The following is a 20,921-nucleotide window of genomic DNA, read 5'->3' on the forward strand; positions in this document are numbered from 1 at the left end:
GGTTCTGAAGCGCTGACTGTTGGCGACGCCGTGGGTGACGCCATCAAAGGGGATGTGCTTCCCTGGCCGGATCCCCGCTGTTCCACGGCGCTGGCCAGCGCCGCGGGAACGAGCAGGGACCCGACCAACGAGGCAGCGAGTACCGCTGCCGCCAGCGCCCGCCGGCCTGCATAGGGTCTGGCGTTCTGGGGGGAATGGTGAGACTTGGGGCTCATAACTTACTCCGGCCGGCAATGCACATATGCAACGAGAAATGGTTTGTCATTTCCGACGCGGAGAAGCGCAAAACCGTCCCCACAGTCTTTGTGACCCGGCCAATGTAGCACCAATGTTACGAATGTAACCAGAGTTGTGCCTGATGCGGATGTTAAAACTGGGGCGCTTGGTCGTCTTGCAGTAGGGACTGGTCGTTCCTCACCATCGCAGCTACCAGGGACTCAAAGTCCATGGACGGCTGCCATCCGAGTTCCGAGGAGATCTTGGTGATATCTCCCCTCATCTCAGCAGCATCACTGGGACGGGCGAGAGAATCATCGACCTCTACCACCGCCCGCCAGTCCTCGATGCCGACCGCAGCAAAAGCGGCCTCCACAAAATCCTGGACAGAGTGTGAGACGCCGGTTGCCACTACAAAATCCATGGCTTCAGGGGCGTTCAGGATCCGCTCCATGGCGTCGACGAAGTCCGGCGCCCAGCCCCAGTCGCGCACAGCGCTCAGGTTGCCTAGGGACAGTTTGTCCAATTTTCCGGCTGCAATTGCGGCAGCCCCGGCCGTAATCTTGCGGGTCACGAACTTGGCGGGACGGCGCAGGGATTCGTGATTGTAGAGAATTGCCGATGCTGCAAACATCCCGCGTCCCCGGTAGACACTGACCGCGTGATGCGCGAATGCTTTCGCAGCACCGTATGGAGATACGGGACTGATAGGAGTCATCTCGTTCTGGGGCGTAGACTTCGCCTCTCCGAACAGTTCGGCACTGGAAGCCTGCAAAAAACGGATTTCCTTGCCGGATTCCTGCTGCAGTTGCCAGGTCGCCTCGAGCATGGAGACCACCGAAGCGCCGGACACGAGTGCGGTCTCGTACGGTTGCTGCCACGACTGATACACAGAGCTGATGCCGCCCAGATTGAACACCAAGTCCGGCTGGACAGACTTCAGAATCGAGCCGACTTCATCTGGGCGGGATAGATCACCGACGTGGTATTGAACCCCCTCAACTAGGGTTTCGCCCTCGTTAATATGAGGATGGGCCGGTGCATGGCGGGCGAGGCCATGCACCGCCCACCCCTGCGATAAGAGGGATTCCGCCAGATACGAACCGTCCTGCCCTGTCACGCCCGTAATGAATGCGGTGCCGGCACCTGTTCGAGCGTTGCTCCGCCGATTCACCGCATCAGGGCCGACTGCTCGGCGATGTCGTTCTCCACCATCATTCTAACAAGCTCGTTGAATGAGACCCGCGGCTTCCAGCCGAGCTTTTCCTGCGCCTTCGCAGCGTTACCAATCAACAGATCAACTTCAGCAGGACGCATGAAGCGCGGGTCCTGCCTGACATACTGCCGCCAATCATCAAGGCCCGCTGCGTCAAATGCCGCCTGGAGAAGTTCCTCTATCGAATGCGTCTCGCCCGTGGAGATAACGTAGTCATCAGCCTTCGGTTGCTGGAGCATCAGCCACATTGCTTCCACGTAGTCCCCAGCGAAGCCCCAGTCCCGCTTAGCGTCGAGGTTTCCGAGCACAATTTCGTTTTGCAGGCCAAGCTTGATGCGTGCAACGGCGAGGGAAACCTTGCGGGTTACAAACTCCGGCCCGCGGCGCGGTGACTCGTGGTTGAACAAGATCCCGCTGGATGCGTGCATGCCGTACGACTCACGGTAATTGATAGTCATGTAGTGGCCGAATACCTTTGCGACCCCGTACGGCGACCTGGGCCAGAGAAGGGTTTCCTCGGTTTGGGGCACCTGCTGGACCTTGCCGAACATCTCCGAGGAGGAGGCCTGGTAGAAGCGCACCTTGGTGATGTCATCACCGGCGTAGAGTCGCGTAGCCTCGAGCATGTTGAGAACGCCTTTGCCAGTCACGTCACTGGTCAGGGACGCGTTCTCCCACGAGTAGGCCACGAAGGAAATAGCGCCAAGATTGTACACCTCGTGGGGCTGGGCGATGCCCAGTACCCGCACCAGCGAGGAAACATCGGTCAAGTCTCCTGTCAGCAGCTTAACCCCAGGGACAGTCTGGCGGACGAGGTCATGCTTCGGGTTATTTTGTCCTCGGATGAGGCCGAAGACTTCGTAGCCCTTCGAGATAAGAAGCTCGGCGAGATACAGGCCGTCCTGGCCAGTGATTCCGGTGATTAGCGCACGGGGCATGGAAAAGGTCCTTAGGTATTGTCTTGCTGGGCTTATGCCACTATATATGGGCCGGAGAATTGACCCGGGGGTAAAGCCGGTGGCTCAGGCTGTAGAGCTGTTCCGGGTACGCAGGTTGAAGGCGTAGCGGTAGGCCTGTTCGTGGACTTCGGCGCAGCGCTCCCAGGTGAACTTCTGTACCTGCTGCAACCCAAGCGTTTGCAGTTCCTCCGTCCTGGAGATGGCGGTACGGATTGCGGATGCAATGGCTTCAGGATCTTCCGGGTCGAAGAGCACGGCTGCCTCGCCCACGATTTCCGGCAAAGACCCGGCGGTGGAACTTGCCACAGGGCAGCCGGAGGCCATCGCTTCCAGCGGAGGAAGACCAAAGCCCTCATAGAGACTCGGGAAGACCATACAGGCGGCCGTTCGATAGAGTTCCCTTAGCTCGGGCAAGGGCACGAGGCCGCGAACTTCAACGTTGTCAGGGACGTCCGTAAGCGTATCGAGTGCCCCGCCCGTCAGGACCAGACGCAGCTCAGGATTGGAAACAGCAAGCAATTTCATGGCTTCGAAAAGGGTGGCGTGGTTCTTATGCTTCCAGCCTCTCGCCGGATACATGATGAAGTTGCCCCGTTGTCCCAGGTTTGGGATGAACTCTTCAGCATTGACGCCAAGGTGTGCCGTGAAGATCTTCGCGGGATCGATTCCCAGATGGTTAACGATGCTCGTCTTGGCGAAGTCGCTGATAGTTATGATTGCATCCGCATCACGCGCCGTTTTCTCATAGAAAATCTTGCGGTACAGCTTGTCGGCCAGACCGAAAAGCTCAGGGAGGTCTAGATGCTGCACGTCCAGCAAAGTCTGGACGAAGGGCGCTTCTTTCGCAGGCTTGGGCAGCGGGACGGTGAACGGAACGTGGAATACATCCATGGGGCGCATCAAGCCAAGGATGGACTTCCGTTTGATTATCCCCTTGGCCAGGGTAATCAACCGCTGAATAGTGGAGGAGCCACCGGTGAGCCCGGGAACCACTATTTCGTCCGTCCCTTCTGAGAAACCCCTTGCGCCGTCGTTGACGTAGCAGGTTGCCTTCACCGTCCTCGAAGCAGCAAGTTGGCGTGTCAGCTCACGGGCGTAGGTCTCGCTGCCGCCCATCCCTCCGGGGACGAGAGTAAGCATCGAAACGCCCACGTTCAGCACCTTGCTCGGCTCGGGTTGGGGGCGGTTCGGCAGGGCGGAATGAGGGTTTGTCATGCTGAACATCCTAGCCTTGGGGCTTAGCCCGCAACCGCGGAGATGACGGCGCTTTCAGTCAGCATCTGATGGCCACTCTAGACTGTTGTGCATGAAGATATTGGTCACCGGCGGGGCTGGGTACATCGGATCACATACAACACTCTGCCTCCTTGAACAGGGCCACGATGTCGTCGTGGTTGATAATCTGATGAACTCGAGCCCCGAGTCCCTGCGCAGGGTTGAACAGCTGACAGGCAAGCAGGTTGACTTTCGGGAGCTCGACCTTCTTGATTCCGCCGCCGTGGATGACCTCTTCGCGGAGGGCGGCTTCGATGCTGTCATTCATTTTGCTGGCCTGAAGGCTGTAGGCGAGTCCGTTGCAGAGCCGTTGATGTACTACAAGAACAATGTGGTCGGGACGCTCAACCTGCTGCAAACCATGCAGGCAGCGGGGGTGCGCCGCTTAGTCTTTAGCTCCTCTGCGACCGTTTACGGCGCCTCTGAGGATGTTCCCCTGATCGAGAAGTCGCCCTTGGACGCGACCAATCCCTATGGGCGGACCAAGGAACAGATCGAAGATATTCTTTCCGATCTGGGGGCTGCGGAATCCAGTTGGAGCATCGCTCTCCTCCGCTACTTCAACCCCGTCGGCGCACACGAGTCGGGCCTTATAGGCGAGGACCCGCAGGGCGCGCCAAATAATTTGCTTCCCTTTGTGGCGCAGGTAGCTGTGGGGCGGCGTGACAAGGTGAGGGTCTTCGGCGATGACTATCCGACACCGGACGGAACTGGTGTTCGTGACTACATCCATGTCATGGATCTTGCTGCAGGTCACCTTGCTGCCCTCCGGTACATTACGGAACGAACGGGTGTCTTCCGCTGGAACCTCGGGACGGGCCGCGGGTCATCCGTACTGGAAGTCATTGAGGCCTTTGGGGTAGCGGCCCACAGAGATATTCCGTATGAAATTGCCCCTCGACGGCCCGGCGACGCTGCCGTCAGCTATGCAGATCCTTCTGCGGCTCTTGCAGATCTCGGCTGGTCTGCGCGCAGGAACCTTCAACAGATGTGCGAAGACCACTGGCGGTGGCAGGAAAAGAACCCTATGGGTTATGAACAACTGGCCGAACAGCCGTAGCTCGGGGGCATCCTGGCGCTACTCTGTTTCGCATTGATCCCAGAAGCTCGGCCGGCGATTATCCACAGCTTTGCCGATATGACTTGGCAGGCACCGCAGCCCTTCTTAAGCTGTACCCAGTCGCACTGCCTCCGCCGGGGGCGGCAGTTGTATGGGGGAAAATATGGACGCGCTGGGAATAGTCGAGGACGAAGTCCGCGAGCTCATCCGCCGCCGCGGGCTGGATCCACTCAGGCAGGCAGGTGAGGTCCGGCGGTTGGTTGAAGCCGCGGTCACCGACTACGACGAACGGGCGCTGATGGGGCCTCTTCCGCCCCTTGGTCCTCTCGATGCAGCCCGCCGGTTCCTCTTCGACGCCGTCGCAGGGTTCGGCGTACTTCAACCGCTCCTCGATGATCCCTCGATCGAGGAGATCTGGCTCAACGCACCGAACGAAATCTATGTGGCGCGCAACGGCGAGTCAGAGCTGACGTCGTTGAGCCTTTCGGAGCAGCAGGTGCGCGACCTCGTTGAGCGCATGCTCAAAAGCTCCGGGAGACGGCTGGACATGTCGTCTCCTTTCGTTGATGCTGCCCTGCCCGATGGGTCCAGGCTGCATGTCGTCATTCCTGATGTCACGCGGCGCCATTGGGCGGTCAACATCAGAAAGTTCGTGGTGAAGGCGAGCCGACTTGAGCACCTCGTAGAACTCGGCACACTGACCCCGCAGTCAGCGCGGTTCCTTGGCGCAGCAGTATCCAGTGGCCTCAACATCCTCGTATCAGGGGCCACCCAGGCAGGCAAGACAACCATGCTGAACTGCCTGGCGGCCAGCATCGGAAGCCGGGAACGAGTGATTACAGTCGAGGAAATCTTCGAACTGCAGTTTCCGCTCCGCGACGTAGTGGGTCTGCAGTGCAGGCAGCCGAACCTCGAAGGTGAGGGCGAAATTCCACTCCGTCGTCTGGTGAAGGAAGCATTGCGCATGCGCCCGGACCGACTGGTGGTGGGGGAGGTGCGGGAAGCAGAGAGCCTGGACATGCTGATCGCCCTTAATAGTGGTCTTCCGGGAATGTGCACCGTGCACGCCAACTCGGCCCACGATGCGGTCACCAAAATTTGCACGCTGCCGCTGCTGGCGGGGGACAACATCTCCAGTGCGTTCGTGGTCCCCACTGTTGCATCCTGCATAGACCTCGTGGTGCACTGCAGCAGGCACGCCGACGGCCAGCGCCAAGTCACTCAAATCCTGTCGCTGGGCCGCCGTGTGGAAAACGGCATCATTGAGTCGTCATTGGTCTTCGCACTCGAGAATGGAGTTCTGCAGCCACGGGCAAATGCAATGCCGGCAGCGGAGAAGTTCTCCCGGGCAGGGTACGACGTCGCCGCACTGCTGGATCCGCGATGATCTCCGCGTTGGTGGGAGCGGTGGGGGGAGTGGGCCTCTTCCTCATCTGGTGGTCCTGCTGGGAAACGCCGGACCGCAGGAACCGGGGGCGCAAGCCCGGGCGGCTCGCTGACCTGCTAGCTGCGGCCGGGGTCGACAAAGTCTCAGCGATCGGCTTGGCAGGGACTTGCGTGGGGCTGGGGATCTTTGTGGCTCTGGTCTTTTTCGGTCTCAGTCGGTCCTGGCCCATAGCCGGCTGCTTCGGGCTTTTCGGCGCGTGGCTGCCCATCACAATCCTCCGGTGGCGCGCCAAAAAGAGGACGGCCATGCTGCGCCAACTTTGGCCCGACGTTGTCGATCATCTGCGCTCGGCGATCCGGGCGGGCCTGCCCCTGCCCGAGGCCCTCATCCAGCTCGGAGATAAGGGGCCTGACGAACTGCGGCTCATCTTTCGCGAATTCGGTGCTGATTACCGTGCGGGTGGCCAGTTCGATGGCGCTCTGAACAAGCTGAAGCAGCGGCTGGCCGACCCGGTGGCTGACCGCATTATCGAAGCACTCCGGCTGACCCGGGAAGTGGGCGGCTCAGACCTGGGGAAGCTCCTGGGCACCCTGGCGGAGTTCCTTCGGGAAAACGCCCGGACCCGGAGTGAGCTCGAGGCTCGGCAGTCCTGGACCATCAATGCTGCGCGGCTTGCTGTTGCAGCACCGTGGATCGTGATGATTCTGCTTGCGACCAGACAGGAGGCGATCCAGGCCTATAACACCCCCATGGGTGCCGCAGTCCTGCTCGGGGGCCTGGTGGTCTCGCTGGTTTGCTACACGGTCATGTTGAAGATCGGAGCCCTGCCGCAGGATGAAAGGGTACTCCGCTAATGATTATTTCCCCAGGAGCAGTTATCTGCGGAATCGGCCTTGGCTTTGGATTGTGGCTCGTGATCTTCCGGTCCCCTCCAATGCGCGCCATAACCCTGTCTGAACGGATTGAGCCCCAACTCAAGTCGCAGAACCTGGAGTCGCGGCTTCTGCGCGCCGGTGAGCAGAACCTGACACCGTTCGGCCCCCTTGAACGGATTCTGCGTCCTGTCTTCCGGGATTGGCTCACCGCTCTGGGGAAACTGAACCCCTCGCCCGGTGCCACCGGGCGGCGTCTGGCGCAGGCAGGGACCAACAAGTCGCCCATCGACTTCCGCGCGGAACAGCTGCTGTGGGCTGCCGCCGGTTTTGTCCTCTCGTCTGCTGGCATCCTCATCGGAGCCGCAGCGGGCAGGTTCAGTCCCGTCCTCGCAGCCGCAGTGATTTTCGGCAGTGCTGCAGCAGGTTTTGTGCTGCGGGACTACTGGCTCGGCGTCCAGGTCCGGCGGCGGGAAACACGGATGATGGCAGAGTTCCCCAGCCTTGCCGAACTGATGGCACTGGCGGTCGGCGCAGGGGAGAGCGCAACAGGGGCGTTGGATCGGGTCTGCAGGAGTGCGAACGGTGAGCTGTCAAAGGAATTTTCGAAGATCCTCGCAGAGACAAGGGCCGGTAAACCCCTGGTCCTGGCCTTGCAGGAGTTCTCGGCGCGCACCGACCTTGCGCCGCTGGTCAGGTTCGTTGACGGCATCATCGTCGCGGTGGAAAGAGGAACACCACTTGCAGACGTGCTCCGCGCGCAGGCGCAGGACGTTCGCGATTCTGCCAAACGCGACCTGATGGAAGCCGCCGGAAAGAAGGAGATTGCCATGATGGTGCCGCTTGTCTTTGGGGTGCTTCCCCTGACCGTGGTGTTTGCTGTCTTCCCCGGTCTCGCCGCCATCAACTTGGGCTTCTGATGGCGATGAACCCAAAGCCCACAGCAACTACGGAAAGTCCACTCAACAAACCAGGAACAGGACGCAAGATGAAAACCATGGGAACCCGCTGCGCGATGCTGCTTCTTAGCCTGGTGGCCCTGCTGCAGCTGGAGATGCCAATGGCGGCCAGGTCCAGGCGCCCTCAGGCCACCAAGGGACCAGAGGGGCCGGATAACGGCAAAATGCCTTCGACAAGCGCAAGCGACAACCATGAGCGCGGTGATGTCCCGGGATGGGTAATGATTACCCTGATGTCAGCAGTCCTGGTTGCAGCCCTACTGGCGCTCGCCGGCCCCGCTCTGGAGGCCATGTTCAACCAGGCAATGGACAAAGTGGGAAGCTGACCCATGAGGAAGTCCGTTCCCGGGCCGGAGGTGCAGCCGGAGCTGTCCCGGCCGGGTGAGCGGGGTTCAGCCGTCGTGGACTTCGTCCTGGTGGGTGGGCTGCTGACGGTGTTCTTCCTTGCGATCATCCAGCTGACTCTGGTTCTGCATGTCCGGAACACCCTCATCGATGCTGCTGCGTCCGGCGCCCGATATGGAACCCTGGCTGACCGCAACGCCGCAGACGCCGAAGAACGGACCCGCGGCCTCATCGGAATGGCCCTGAACCCAGGCTTTGCTGAACAGGTCAGTACGCAGGAAGTCACTGTCCAGGGGATGCGCACCCTGGAAGTAACTGTGCGTTCCCCAATGCCCGTTATCGGTCTAATCGGGCCGCGGGACATGCTGGAGGTGAAAGGGCATGCGCCTGTTCAGCCCTAACCCGTCCAGCTTCGCTACGGTGCCCCGCTCCAGGGCGGAGTCCCGTTCCAATACAAAGCGGCGTTCCAGCAGACAGCCCCGCATCCGGACCCACCTGGCAGACGCGCTCTCACGCGGGCAGGCGCAGGGAGCCGCAGCAGATGCCATACCCCCATGCCCCGCACTCAAGCAGCGGGAGCACCAGATACCGCGGCAGGGCCACGTGAATGAACAGGGGAGTGCCGTGATCGAGTTCACGTTCCTTGCCCTGCTGCTGATGGTTCCGCTGGTGTACTTCGTTATCACCGTGGGCCAGATCCAGGGCGGTTCCTTTGCCGTGGTGGGCGCTGCGGACCAGGCGGCGAAGGTCTATGTTGCCCAACCCGATGCCGCCACCGCCCAGGCAGCTGCGGAGCAGGCGGTGGCCCTCGCCCTCTCCGACTTTGGGCATGACGCAGGCCGGGCCAGCATGACCACCGCCTGCACTCCCGCTGATTGCCGGGCCGCAGGCACCACGGTAACGGTGACGGTTATCCTTAGCGTGCCGCTGCCCTTCGTACCGTTTGCCCAAGGCTTGTCCGCCACGGAGGTTGAAGCATCCTCCACTCAACTGGTGGGGCGGTACCGGTGAACCCGAGCAAACCGGACGAGAGCGGCCAAGTGATGGTGATGATCCTCGGGTACGTGGTTCTGGCGCTCCTGGTGGCAACGGTTGTTATAGGGATCTCGGCTGTCTATCTGGAGCACAAGCGCCTGCTGTCCCTTGCAGACGGGGCTTCGCTGGCGGCGGCCGACAGCTATACACTGGGCGAAGTGGCATCCCAAGGCGGAAGCCCGTCGGCTGTCCTCAACCCTGCCCGTGTCCGCAATGTGGCCGCGGACTTCGTGGCCAGGAGTCCCGCCTCCCAGCGTTTCTCCGGTCTCGCCGTGGCAGGGGAAACGGGCACGCCGGACGGCTCCACCGCCGTCGTGGTGCTCACAGCCGCGGTGCACCCACCCGTAGTGAACTTCCTCATTCCCGATGGCATCCCTATCGAGGCAACATCCACCGCACGTTCGCGGTTGACCCGCTGACCGGTGGCCACCAGCAGGCAGGCCGCGCCAGGCCCGTATCCGTCGATAGCGTAGGCTTGAACCACCATGGCCAATATTGATTTTTCCGCTGAAATACGTGCACTCCGCGCCACCTACGAGTCCATCGAACGCGTTAGCGAAGTAGAAGCACTCAAGGAAGACATCGCCGAACTCAGCGAGCGGGCAGGGGAGCCGAACCTGTGGGACGACCCCGCGGCAGCGCAGAAGATCACCTCACGGCTCTCCCACCGCCAGTCCGAACTGGAGCGACTCACCAACCTGCAGTCCCGGATCGACGATCTCGAAGTCCTGGTGGAGCTGGGACAGGACGAGGACGATGCCGACTCGATGGGGGAGGCAGCGGCAGAACTCGAGTCCATCAAAAAAGCCCTGAAGGACCTGGAAGTGGTGACGCTGCTCTCCGGTGAGTTCGACGAGCGCGAGGCCGTGGTTTCCATCCGCGCCGGTGCCGGCGGCGTCGACGCCGCGGACTTCGCCGAGATGCTTCTGCGGATGTACCTGCGCTGGGCCGAGCGCCACGGGTATCCGACGACTATCATGGACACCTCTTATGCGGAGGAAGCCGGGCTGAAGTCGGCCACCTTTGAGGTGAAGGCGCCCTATGCCTTCGGCACCCTCAGTGTGGAAGCCGGCACCCACCGCCTGGTCAGGATCAGCCCCTTCGACAACCAGGGCCGCCGCCAGACGTCCTTCGCGGCCGTTGAAGTCATTCCGCTGATCGAACAGACCGATTCAATCGAAATCCCGGACAACGAAATCAGGGTGGACGTGTTCCGCTCGTCGGGCCCCGGCGGCCAGTCGGTCAACACCACAGACTCTGCCGTCCGCCTCACCCACATCCCCACTGGCACCGTAGTGTCCATGCAGAACGAAAAGTCGCAGCTGCAGAACCGCGCCGCCGCCATGCGCGTGCTCCAGTCCCGGCTCCTGCTGCTTAAGAAGGAACAGGAAGATGCGGAAAAGAAGGCGATGGCCGGCGATGTCAAGGCCTCCTGGGGCGACCAGATGCGCTCCTACGTCCTCAATCCGTATCAGATGGTCAAGGATCTGCGCACCGAACACGAAGTGGGCAACACCTCCGCGGTGTTCGACGGCGAGATCGACGACTTCATCGACGCGGGCATCCGCTGGCGGACGGACAACCGCAACGCCGAAAAGTAGGCCGGCCGGTCGGGCTGCGCCGCAGCCGATCCGGCGACACGCCCCCTAAAGCGCGCCCAACCACCCGGCATCCTGCGTATAGTCAAGGGGCCGGGGCCCTACTTTCCCCAAACGAAGACCCGTGCACCGGCTGCAGAACTGGGCTGCATCAGAAGAATCAGCCATGCCCTGCAGGGTACTTAGGGCCATGATCCGATTCGAAAATGTCACCAAGGTCTACGACCAGAAAGCCCGGCCTGCGCTGGACTCCGTCAACCTTGAGATTGACCGCGGCGAATTCGCCTTCCTCGTCGGCGCATCAGGCTCCGGCAAGTCCACCTTCCTCCGGCTGGTGCTGAAGGAAGACCGCGCCACCTCCGGGGCCGTCTACGTCGCCGGCCAGGACGTCGCCAAGATTTCCAGCTGGCGTGTTCCGCGCCTCCGCCGGGGCATCGGCGTCGTCTTCCAGGACTTCCGCCTCCTGCCACAGAAGAACGTGTTCGCCAACGTTGCGTTCGCCATGCAGGTCATCGGCAAGAGCCGCAGCGTCATCCGCGACACCGTCCCCGAGGTCCTCAAGACCGTAGGCCTCGAAGGCAAGGAACACCGCATGCCGCACGAGCTTTCCGGCGGCGAGCAGCAGCGCGTTGCCATCGCACGTGCTGTGGTCAACCGTCCCGGGATCCTCCTCGCGGACGAACCCACCGGAAACCTGGACCCCACCACATCCATGGGAATCATGGGCGTGCTGGACAAGATCAACCAGAACGGAACCACGGTGGTCATGGCCACGCACGACGACGACATCGTCAACGAGATGCGCAAGCGGGTGGTCGAACTCAAGAACGGCGTGGTGATCCGCGACGAAGCCAGGGCCTTGTACACCTCGATGATTCCCGTCGTCGGCCAGTCCAGGCGCCTTAAGGACGCCAGTGGCAGGGAAACGTCCGACGACGGTCTTCCGGGCACGGGCGCAGAAGGCGAGGCCCAGCGGTGAGGCTCGCTTTCATCCTGTCGGAGATCGGCAGCGGCCTGCGCCGCAACCTTTCCATGGTGGTATCGGTCATCCTGGTGACATTTGTGTCGCTCACCTTCGTGGGTGCGGCCGGGATGCTGCAGATGCAGATCAACCAGATGAAGGGCTACTGGTATGACAAGGTCCAGGTGGCCATCTTCCTCTGCAGTGAGGGTTCGACGGCGCCGGGTTGCGCGTCCGGGCCGGTCACCCCTGAGCAGCAACAGGGGCTGAACGCACTCCTCGAATCCCCGGCTGTGGTGCAGTACATCAACGACTTCCAGTTCGAGTCCAAAGATGAGGCCTACAAGCACTTTAAGGACCAGTTCTCCAACTCGCCGATCGTCGATTCCGTGACGCCGGACCAGCTGCCGGCGTCCTTCCGGATCAACATGAAGGATCCCGAGAAGTACCAGATCATCAGCGAGACGTTCTCCTCCCAGCCGGGAGTGGAAACGGTGATTGACCAGCGCCAGCTCCTCGAACGCCTCTTCTCGGTGATGAACGGGGCCTCCCTGGTGGCAGTCGGCATCGCCGGTGTGATGATCGTCTGCGCGATCCTGCTGATTGCCACCACCATCAGGCTCTCGGCGTTCAGCAGGCGCCGGGAGACCGGAATCATGCGGCTTGTCGGCGCCTCCAAAACCGTGATCCAGCTGCCGTTCATCCTTGAAGGCGTCATAGCAGCAGTCATCGGGGCTGCCCTGGCTTCGGGAACTCTGTGGGCAGTAGCGCATTTCTTCCTGGGCGACTACATGTCCCGCCAGTATCCCGATACGGCGTTCATCTCATCGGGACAGACCCTGATCCTCGCGCCGGCGCTGCTGATCCTTGGCGGATCCTTGGCTGGAATTTCGTCTCTCTTGACCTTACGTAGATATTTGCGCGTTTAGGCTGTGCACACCGACCAAGGAATGCCCATGAACGTAACTGATCAAGCCCTGCCCCGCCCCCGGCACAGCCGAGGGCGGACCGCTGCCCGCCGTCTGGGACTGGTCAGCGGCGTGCTCACTGTCATCCTTTCCGCCGGTATGGCCCTGGCCACGCCCGTCGCCTTCGCAGACGACCTCGAAGACCGCAAAACCGCGCTCGAAGCCGAGGCCGCCCGTGTCCAGGCGTCCCTTGAGTTTGTCGACTCCCGGATCGCCAAGGCGGCCGGGGACCTGGTGATCTTCCAGGGCCAGTTGCCGGGTGCCCAGCAGGCGCTGCTCGAGGCCCAGGGTAGGGTAGCCGGCGCCGTCAAGGAAGTCGAAGCCCTGTCGGCACGCGTGGACATGGCCCAACAGAACAAGGCCAAGATCACCCAGCAGCTGGAAACGGACAAGCAAAAGATCGCCGACACCAAGAAGCTGATCGGGCAGATCGCCACCCAGGCTTATAAATCCGGCGGCGTTCCGTCCAACCTGTCGCTGTTCTTTGGATCCAACAGCGGCAGCAGCCTGACCGAAACCATGGACCTTGCGGACCAGGCCATGCGCAGCCAGAACGCGGCCATGGACAAGCTCAGCCAGCAAAACGCCACCAACGTCAACTCCCAGGCCCGCCTTCAGGCCGTTGAAGCGGAAATCAAGGACCTCAAAGCCAAGGCGGACGCCGCCCTGGAACGGGAAAAAGCCGCACGCGACGAAGCCGCCGCCAAAAAAGCGCAGGTTGACCAGCTGATCGCGGACACCACCCGCCTCGACGCTGAGCTCCAGGCGGCCAAGCCCGGGATCCAAGCGCAGCTCGCCGGCGTCCAGGCCAACCAGAACCAGGTAGCCAACGAGATCGCCGAACGCGACCGTAGGGCCCGCGAGGCATGGGAAGCCGAGCAGCGCAGGAAGGCTGCGGCCGCTGCTGCAGCCGCAGCCGCGGCGGCAGCTGCCGCCAACCGCCCGGCCCCGCCGGCCCCGCCGTACGTTCCGCCCGTCGCGGGGCCGCCGTCGGCCTTTGGCCTCCGTCACCCCTTCGACGGCGGCATCCCCATCACTTCCGGCTTTGGCTACCGCAGCACTCCGCCGGGAACGATCGACTTCTACGGTACCGGCGGATACATGCACACCGGCATCGACTTCGGCGCCGCCTGCGGCACCCCGGTGTACGCTGCAGCTGCCGGCGAAGTCTTCAGCTCGGGCTGGAACTCCGCCGACGGCGGCGGCTGGCGCGTCAAGATTGATCACGGCGTGGTGCAGGGCAACAGCCTGACCACCATCTACTACCACAACTCCAGCATCATGGTCTCGAATGGACAAAGGGTCTCTCAGGGCCAGCTCATTGCCTACTCCGGCAGCACGGGCAACTCCACAGGTTGCCACGCCCACTTCGAAACCTGGCTCAACGCCGCCGCCGTCGACCCGATGGGGCTGCTGTAGGGGCCACGGACTGCTGCCGTAGACTGGTATAGCTCCGCGCCGCTGGCCCGGACGCACCCGACTTTAACCTGAGGAGTTTTCCCGTGCCGAAAGAAAGTGGCCGTAAGGTGGTGGCCACCAACCGCAAGGCCCGGCACGACTATCACGTGCTGGACACCTACGAGGCCGGCATCGCGCTGATGGGCACCGAAGTGAAGTCCCTGCGCGAGGGCCACGCCTCCATGGTGGACGGATTCTGCACGTTCTACAACGACGAGTTGTGGATGGAAGCCATCCACATTCCCGAGTACAACCAGGGCAGTTGGACCAATCACGCTGCACGCCGCCGCCGCAAGCTGCTGCTTCACCGGGAAGAACTCATCAAGATCTCCCACAAAGTGCGGGAGTCCGGCTACACCATTGTTCCGCTCCAGCTGTACTTCGTGGACGGCCGGGCCAAGGTCGAAATCGGCGTGGCCCGCGGCAAGCGCGAATACGACAAACGGCAGACGCTGCGGGAGCAGCAGGACAACCGTGAAGCCCAGCGCGAGATGCGCGAACGCAACCGGCGGCGCTAGGAATTATTTCGGCGGGGCATGCGTTAGTATGGGTAGTCCGGCAGGCTTGCCAGCCGGTTTGGTAACAAAATACGGGGATGATCGGTTTCGACGGTGTTAGTCGCGACAGGTGAAGCGGGCCGAGGATGCAGAATTATCTCGTAAACGCTTTCTGCAAACCAATAAGTGCCGAATCTAAGCGCACTGACTTCGCTCTTGCTGCCTAAGCAGTAAGACAGTCCGTCAGCCCGGGGACGCTATCGCCCCGGATCCTGGCGTCATTTAGATAGCCACTGCTGTTTGCTCCCGTCATCGGAGTAAACGGGACTTTTAGATGACTGGGCCCGGATCAGCCAGCTGTTTGCAGCATGGCTGGGGCCGAGAAAATCCGACGCAAACTGCGCCCGGAGAAGCCCTGACAACACGACACCGGACGGGGGTTCAATTCCCCCCATCTCCACCCTTGTGGTGAGTCGGGACATCCTTTACGGATGTTTCGAGTCATCAGAAACACCCTGGTCTTCGGACCGGGGTGTTTTTCTTTGCCCTGATGTTCCGGGATGGCAGCTTTCCCACGAGTGGTCGGCGGCAGCTGACCGTCACCGGCCCGGCTGCTTGCTGCTGCGGTCCAGGAGCCATGATGGGTCCGTGTCCGGCTGTGGCCGACGGCGAAGCCTCCTTGGCAGGAGGGCGAACGGATGGGTGGTGACTATTGAATTGCTGGCTGCCCGGCTTTTTGCCAGGCCTTCAGTACCCCAGCGGCGCCTGGGTCTTCAGCCCCTGACTTTTCTGAGTCTCAACCTGCCCCGCCTCCGTGCAGGACTTTGTCCCGTTACGGGCCGGGACCGGCGCCAGGGCCTGTGCGGACGATCACTGGCGGGGTCAGGAAGGACGGGCGCTGAAGCTACCCTCGAAGACCCTTTCCTGCGGCGCCGCAGCTTCAAGAGAACCCACACAGTCAGGCCGATCCACGCGAACGCGGCAGCAAGTATCAGGGACACCACCTGCACCGTGTTCATGGCCGGGATGCCTGGCGGGGCCCGGACCGGTTCCCGCTGAGGTCTTTCCAGTGTCCACACGTGCTGACCAGGCGGAGTTGAAAAAAGGCCTGTGGCGAGGATCGGGAAGACCGGGCAAGCCGACCCGACAAGGTGCCCGACGGCGAAAGGTTATGGTCTGGGTGATGGTCAGCATGGATGGACATGGCGTCGTGGCTCTCCGGCTACCGGTTTGGCTGACTTCATAACCCGGTAGCTAAAGTCTCCGCTCCTTAGCGCAGCGAGGCAAGGATATTGTGCGGCCACTCTTTGGTGGGGACGTTGTTCGGCTAACCTCCGCCGGGCCTAAGTGCCCTAGCGGTCGGCCCGGCAAGCCGATACCTTCGACTCCATGCACAACGACCCTCCGCAAACGCCCACGGAAGTCCTGGATGCCGGAACGTGCTGGGACCTCCTCCGCGGGGTGTCCGTCGGCCATTTGGCCGTGCTGGTGAACGGGTATCCGGAGGTCTTCCCGGTCAATTACAAGGTCGACCAACAGTCCCTGCTCTTCCGTACGGGTGAAGGCACCAAACTCCGGGCAGCCGGGGGACCACTCGCCGTCGCCCTGGAAGCCGACGGCCATGATGACGCCAAAGCATGGAGCGTTCTGGTCAAAGGCAGGGCCGTCATCCTGGAGCCCTCGGAGGAACTGTTGACGGGCGCAGGGCTTACGCTTTTTCCCTGGCAGGCCGGTGAGAAGGACCACTACGTCCGGATCGTTCCCACCTCCGTGACCGGACGGCGCTTCACCATCACGTCGCCCCTGACGTGGTGGAACCATGTTGGCACGGCCCACTGAGGCACGGAGCAGGAGCCGGCGGGCCCAACGACCCTGTCTGCAACGCCCGCTTACTGATAGCACTGACCTATGACCGGGTCGCCCACCGCCGCTGCTGCCAGGCCGCCGTTCGACGCCGTCATTTTCGACCTGGACGGGGTGGTCACCAACACGGCGCTGCTCCACCAGGCTGCATGGAAAGACGCCTTCGACCGGATCCTCCATGATGCGAGGCTTCCGCCCGGCGCCGGCCGTGCCCCGCTCAGCAGGACGGACTACCTCACCTTTATTGATGGGATGCCACGCGAGGAAGGGGTTGTGCGGTTCCTGGCCTCACGGGGAGTGCAGGTCGAAAAGGGAAAGGAAACGGACCAAGCAGGCACCTGGACCGGGTTTGGCTTGGGTGCCTGGAAGAACGAACTGTTCCTGCAACACCTCCAGCAGGATGGTGTCCAAACCTATCCCGGCACGCTGCAGCTGCTGCAAAGGCTTGCGGGCGCGGCAGTACCAACCGCCGTTGTCACCTCCAGCCGGAACGCCCGGTTGGTCCTGGAAACGGCGGGCATCCAGGATCTGTTCAGGATAGTGATGGACGGAACGACGGCGGCAGGGCTCGGCCTGCGCGGAAAGCCGGCACCGGATGTTTTTCTTGCGGCCGCTTCGAAGCTTGGGGTTGCTCCACCACACGCGGTAGTGGTCGAGGATTCGGCCGCAGGGGTTGAGGCCGGACGCCGGGGCGGCTTTGGCCTGGTGGTGGGAATCGACCGCACCGGCGACCGCCGGCAGCTTGAAGACGCCGGTGCCGACACCGTCCTCAATGACGTGGGCGAGCTGGACCTGGGACAGGTCATCGGCAACGCCTGGCACCTCGTTTATGAGGGGTTCGACGCCGGACACGAGGGGCACCGGGAAGCCCTCACCACCCTGGGCAACGGCTACATGGGAGTCAGGGGAGCGGCCCCTGAGGGCGGCCCGTTCAGCTACGCCGGAATGTACCTGGCCGGCGTCTACAACCGCGTCCAGGTTGAAGCCGCCGGCGAGACGCTGCTGGAAGAACACATGGTCAACGCGCCCGACTGCCTCCCGCTGGACCTGCGCCTGCCCGGCCAGCAATGGTGGTCGGAAGGCGGACTGACCGTAGTCCGCGAGCGCCGGACCCTGGACCTCAGAAGGGCCGTGCTGGAGCGGCGGCTGCTGTTGGAGGGCGTGGACCGCCGGCGCCTGGAGGTAGTGCAGACCCGTTTCGTATCCATGGCCGAACCCCACCTGCTGGCCCTTGAGACAACCATCACCGCCCTGGGCTGGAACGGTCCGGTGGAAGTCCGCAGCGGGATCAACGCCGGCGTCCGCAACGTGAACCTGCCCGAACGTGCCCGGGGGTCCGACGTCCACCTGGCCGACCGGACAGCCCCGCATGGCGCCAGCCCGGGCATGGCCCCGGAGGCAACTGCCGTCGTCGAAGTCGAAACCACCCAAAGCCTCATCCGCATCGCCGCAGCCTATCGAACACAGGTATCTCCGAAAGCGGCGGCCATTGAGGACGGCAGGCAAGGGGCCTTCCACTTCCGTGCACTTCTGCTTTCCCTGCGTGCCGGTGCCGCGGTGCGGATTACCAAGACGGTGGCAGTGGTGACGTCCCGTGACCGTGCCATCTCCTCTCCGGAAACGGGTGCCCTATCGGTGCTGGAGCGTTCAGGGGACTTCGCTTCGCTGCTGGCACTGCATGAGGAGGCATGGCGGCGCGAGCTGCGTCCGTTCATGGTTGAGATCGACGCCCCGATCCCGGTGCGCCTGGTCCTGAACCTGCACATCTTCCATCTGCTGCAGACACTGACACACCATACGGCCGAACTCGATGCCGGCGTCACCGCCCGTGGACTCCACGGCGAGGGCTACCGCGGGCACGTGTTTTGGGATGAGCTGTTTGTCCTGCCAGTACTCACCTCGAGGACGCCCGATGTTGCCAGGGCGGTGCTCGACTACAGGTGGCGGCGGCTTCCCGCCGCGCGGCATGCCGCGGCGGTGGCGGGCCGGGCAGGGGCAAAGTTCCCGTGGCAAAGCGGCAGCGACGGGACCGAGGAAACGCCGAAATGGTTGTACAACGAGAGGTCCGGCAGATGGGTCAAGGATTTCTCCCACCTGCAGGCCCACTCCGGCCTGGCTGTCGCCTTCAACGCCTGGCAGTACTTCCAGGCCACGGGGAACAAGATCTGGCTCCTTCAAAAGGGGGCTGAACTGGTGATCGAGGTTGCCCGGTTCTTCCGCTCCCTGGCGGACTACGACCAGCAGGGCGGCCGGTACCACCTGCGCGGCGTCGTGGGACCGGACGAGTATCACACCGGCTATCCGGGCCGCGGGGAACCGGGCCTGGAGGACAATGCCTACACCAACGTCATGGCGGCATGGGTCTGCTTCCAGGCTGCGGGCATCATGTCCTTGCTGCACGGCAGCGAGCGTTCCGGACTTATGGAACGCCTCGGCGTCACAGATGAGGAAACGGCCGGGTGGGCGCACATGGGTACCGCGATGTACGTCCCCTTCCACAGCGACGGCGTCATAAGCCAGTTCGAGGGATACGGGGAGTTGAAGGAACTGGACTGGGAGCATTACCGGGACAGGTACGGCGACATTGAACGGCTGGACCTGATCCTGGAAGCTGAAGACGACGCAACCAACTGCTACAAGCTGGCAAAACAGGCGGATGTCCTCATGCTCCCGTACCTGCTGGGGCACGAAGGGCTGGTCACCATCCTTGAGCGGCTGCAGTACGGCTTCACGAAAGAACAACTCAACCAGACCATCGAGTACTACCTGGCCAGGACCGCCCACGGGTCCACGCTGAGCCGGGTTGCGCACGCATCCGTACTGGCAGGCCTGGACGCGGACCGGGCGTGGGACAGTTTCCGGGAAGCGCTCGACGCCGATCTCGACGACACGCAGCACGGCACCACGCGCGCAGGCATCCATTTGGGCGCGATGGCTGGAACAATCGACGTGGTCCAGCGCAGTTTTGCGGGGCTCCGGTTCAGCGGCGACACCATCCTGTTCGCTCCCAACCTGCCGACGGGGCTCCGCGCCGTTGCTTTTGAGGTCCTGTACCGGGGACATCGCCTCCGCGTGCATCTCAAGGACGGGGACATGAGCATCGCCTCCGCACCCGGTGATGCAGGCCCGATCAAGGTACACATGTCCGGCACTGACGTGGTCCTTATGCCGGGCCACACCCGGCATTTTCCGGTGCCGGCACGGGCCCGGGGGGTGGCGGTGCCGTGAAGCGGCTGGGGATCCTCACCAGCGGTGGCGACTGCCCGGGGGTGAACGCAGTGATACGGGGAGCCGTGCTGGGCGGGGACGTTGCGCATGGTTACGAATTCCTGGGCTTCCGGGACGGGTGGCGCGGTGTCCTGGAACAGGATTTTCTTCCTCTGCCCCGGACGAGTGTCCGTGGAATCTCGCGCCTTGGCGGCACCATCCTGGGCACGTCCAGGACCAATCCGCTGGCGGGCAATGGGATCGAGGGCGTCCGTGCCTGCTTCCGGCGCCACGGCCTGGAGGGCCTGATTGCGATCGGGGGAGAGGGAACCCTGGCGGCAGCCCGGGAACTGGGCGCACAGGGCATCAATGTGGTGGGAGTGCCCAAGACCATCGACAATGACCTCGGCGCCACGGACTACACCTTCGGCTTTGATTCCGCGGTCCAGACCGCCACCGAGGCCATTGACCGGCTGCGGACGACAGGCGAATCGCACCACCGGTGCATGGTTGCCGAAGTCATGGGCCGCAACGCGGGCTGGATAGCACTGCACGCGGGGATGGCTTCCGGCGCGCATGCCATCCTGATACCTGAACATCCCGTGTCCCTGGACCAGGTCTGTTCGTGGGTGCTTTCAGCCCGCGACCGCGGCAGGGCACCCCTTGTGGTGGTGGCGGAAGCCTTTGCACCCGAAGGCCATGCAGCACCCTACGCACCCCGTGGCCTGGATACCTTCGGACGGCCGCGGCTGGGCGGCATCGGACTGCTGCTTGAAGGAGAGCTGCAGATACGGACCGGCATCGAAACCAGGGCCACGGTCCTCGGCTACATCCAGCGCGGCGGCGAACCCACAGCCTTCGATCGGGTCCTTGCCACCAGGCTGGGCCTGGCCGCCGTCGAATCCGCCGCCGCGGGCAGATGGGGCACCATGGTGTCGCTGCGTGCCACGGACATCGTCAACGTCGGCCTTGAGGAAGCGCTCGGAGAGTTGAAGGTGGTACCCGAAGCGCGGTACCAGGAGGCCGCTGTCCTGTTCGGGTGACG

At 62.8% G+C, this 20,921-nt stretch carries 19 protein-coding genes and 1 other RNA gene; 17 read left to right on the top strand and 3 right to left on the bottom strand.

Annotated elements, in window-relative coordinates:
- Positions 1 to 367: 367 nt before the first annotated feature.
- From QFZ57_RS12130 to QFZ57_RS12140, 3 genes are all read right to left on the bottom strand, one after another.
- Positions 368 to 1,336 (bottom strand): GDP-mannose 4,6-dehydratase, encoded by a 969-nt coding sequence (locus QFZ57_RS12130; RefSeq protein ID WP_306630671.1) that lies wholly within the window; start codon positions 1,334 to 1,336, stop codon positions 368 to 370.
- Between the two features lie 50 nt (positions 1,337 to 1,386).
- Entirely contained in the window at positions 1,387 to 2,370 is a 984-nt protein-coding gene (locus QFZ57_RS12135) for a GDP-mannose 4,6-dehydratase (protein WP_306630672.1), read from the bottom strand.
- A gap of 84 nt (positions 2,371 to 2,454) precedes the next feature.
- Positions 2,455 to 3,606, bottom strand: a complete 1,152-nt coding sequence (locus tag QFZ57_RS12140) for a glycosyltransferase family 4 protein (RefSeq protein ID WP_306630673.1) — start codon at positions 3,604 to 3,606, stop codon at positions 2,455 to 2,457.
- 91 nt (positions 3,607 to 3,697) lie between these two features.
- On the opposite strand from QFZ57_RS12140, the gene galE reads away from it, so the two are divergent.
- The 17 genes from galE (at position 3,698) to QFZ57_RS12225 (ending at position 20,919) form a co-directional block, all read left to right on the top strand.
- A complete protein-coding gene (gene galE, locus QFZ57_RS12145) occupies positions 3,698 to 4,726 on the top strand; it encodes a UDP-glucose 4-epimerase GalE (RefSeq protein WP_306630674.1) in 1,029 nt (342 codons plus the stop codon).
- Positions 4,727 to 4,889: 163 nt separating this feature from the next.
- Positions 4,890 to 6,113 (top strand): CpaF family protein, encoded by a 1,224-nt coding sequence (locus QFZ57_RS12150; RefSeq protein ID WP_306632494.1) that lies wholly within the window; start codon positions 4,890 to 4,892, stop codon positions 6,111 to 6,113.
- Positions 6,110 to 6,967 (top strand): type II secretion system F family protein, encoded by an 858-nt coding sequence (locus QFZ57_RS12155; RefSeq protein WP_306630675.1) that lies wholly within the window; start codon positions 6,110 to 6,112, stop codon positions 6,965 to 6,967. The genes QFZ57_RS12150 and QFZ57_RS12155 overlap by 4 nt, the downstream gene beginning before the upstream one ends.
- The gene (locus tag QFZ57_RS12160; protein ID WP_306630676.1) at positions 6,967 to 7,905 is read left to right on the top strand and encodes a type II secretion system F family protein; all 939 of its coding nucleotides are present in this window, start codon (positions 6,967 to 6,969) and stop codon (positions 7,903 to 7,905) included. Before QFZ57_RS12155 ends, QFZ57_RS12160 begins: the two co-directional genes overlap by 1 nt.
- Before the next feature lie 68 nt (positions 7,906 to 7,973).
- Positions 7,974 to 8,270, top strand: coding sequence for a hypothetical protein (locus tag QFZ57_RS12165; RefSeq protein WP_306630677.1), 297 nt, complete (start codon positions 7,974 to 7,976; stop codon positions 8,268 to 8,270).
- Positions 8,271 to 8,273: 3 nt separating this feature from the next.
- Positions 8,274 to 8,690 (top strand): TadE family protein, encoded by a 417-nt coding sequence (locus tag QFZ57_RS12170; RefSeq protein WP_306630678.1) that lies wholly within the window; start codon positions 8,274 to 8,276, stop codon positions 8,688 to 8,690.
- On the top strand, positions 8,671 to 9,300 hold the full coding sequence (locus tag QFZ57_RS12175; protein WP_306900460.1) for a hypothetical protein: 630 nt from the start codon (positions 8,671 to 8,673) through the stop codon (positions 9,298 to 9,300). The genes QFZ57_RS12170 and QFZ57_RS12175 overlap by 20 nt, the downstream gene beginning before the upstream one ends.
- A 32-nt stretch (positions 9,301 to 9,332) precedes the next feature.
- Entirely contained in the window at positions 9,333 to 9,743 is a 411-nt protein-coding gene (locus QFZ57_RS12180) for a pilus assembly protein TadG-related protein (protein ID WP_306632495.1), read from the top strand.
- A gap of 66 nt (positions 9,744 to 9,809) precedes the next feature.
- Positions 9,810 to 10,925, top strand: a complete 1,116-nt coding sequence (prfB, locus tag QFZ57_RS12185) for a peptide chain release factor 2 (RefSeq protein WP_306630680.1) — start codon at positions 9,810 to 9,812, stop codon at positions 10,923 to 10,925.
- A gap of 187 nt (positions 10,926 to 11,112) precedes the next feature.
- Positions 11,113 to 11,901, top strand: coding sequence for a cell division ATP-binding protein FtsE (ftsE, locus tag QFZ57_RS12190; RefSeq protein WP_306630681.1), 789 nt, complete (start codon positions 11,113 to 11,115; stop codon positions 11,899 to 11,901).
- Entirely contained in the window at positions 11,898 to 12,812 is a 915-nt protein-coding gene (gene ftsX / locus QFZ57_RS12195) for a permease-like cell division protein FtsX (protein ID WP_306630682.1), read from the top strand. The genes ftsE and ftsX overlap by 4 nt, the downstream gene beginning before the upstream one ends.
- A 27-nt stretch (positions 12,813 to 12,839) precedes the next feature.
- Positions 12,840 to 14,270: a M23 family metallopeptidase gene (locus tag QFZ57_RS12200; protein ID WP_306900463.1), complete on the top strand. Its 1,431-nt coding sequence runs from the start codon at positions 12,840 to 12,842 to the stop codon at positions 14,268 to 14,270.
- Positions 14,271 to 14,353: 83 nt separating this feature from the next.
- Positions 14,354 to 14,827: an SsrA-binding protein SmpB gene (gene smpB / locus QFZ57_RS12205; protein ID WP_050054575.1), complete on the top strand. Its 474-nt coding sequence runs from the start codon at positions 14,354 to 14,356 to the stop codon at positions 14,825 to 14,827.
- A 73-nt stretch (positions 14,828 to 14,900) separates the two neighbouring features.
- Positions 14,901 to 15,269: a transfer-messenger RNA gene (gene ssrA / locus QFZ57_RS12210) on the top strand.
- Positions 15,270 to 16,195: 926 nt separating this feature from the next.
- Positions 16,196 to 16,645, top strand: a complete 450-nt coding sequence (locus tag QFZ57_RS12215; RefSeq protein ID WP_306630684.1) for a pyridoxamine 5'-phosphate oxidase family protein — start codon at positions 16,196 to 16,198, stop codon at positions 16,643 to 16,645.
- A 69-nt stretch (positions 16,646 to 16,714) separates the two neighbouring features.
- Positions 16,715 to 19,897: an HAD-IA family hydrolase gene (locus QFZ57_RS12220; protein ID WP_306900467.1), complete on the top strand. Its 3,183-nt coding sequence runs from the start codon at positions 16,715 to 16,717 to the stop codon at positions 19,895 to 19,897.
- Positions 19,894 to 20,919, top strand: coding sequence for an ATP-dependent 6-phosphofructokinase (locus QFZ57_RS12225; RefSeq protein ID WP_306900469.1), 1,026 nt, complete (start codon positions 19,894 to 19,896; stop codon positions 20,917 to 20,919). Before QFZ57_RS12220 ends, QFZ57_RS12225 begins: the two co-directional genes overlap by 4 nt.
- Positions 20,920 to 20,921: the final 2 nt, after the last annotated feature.

The sequence above is a fragment of the Arthrobacter sp. B1I2 genome (assembly GCF_030816485.1).
Taxonomy (GTDB): domain Bacteria; phylum Actinomycetota; class Actinomycetes; order Actinomycetales; family Micrococcaceae; genus Arthrobacter.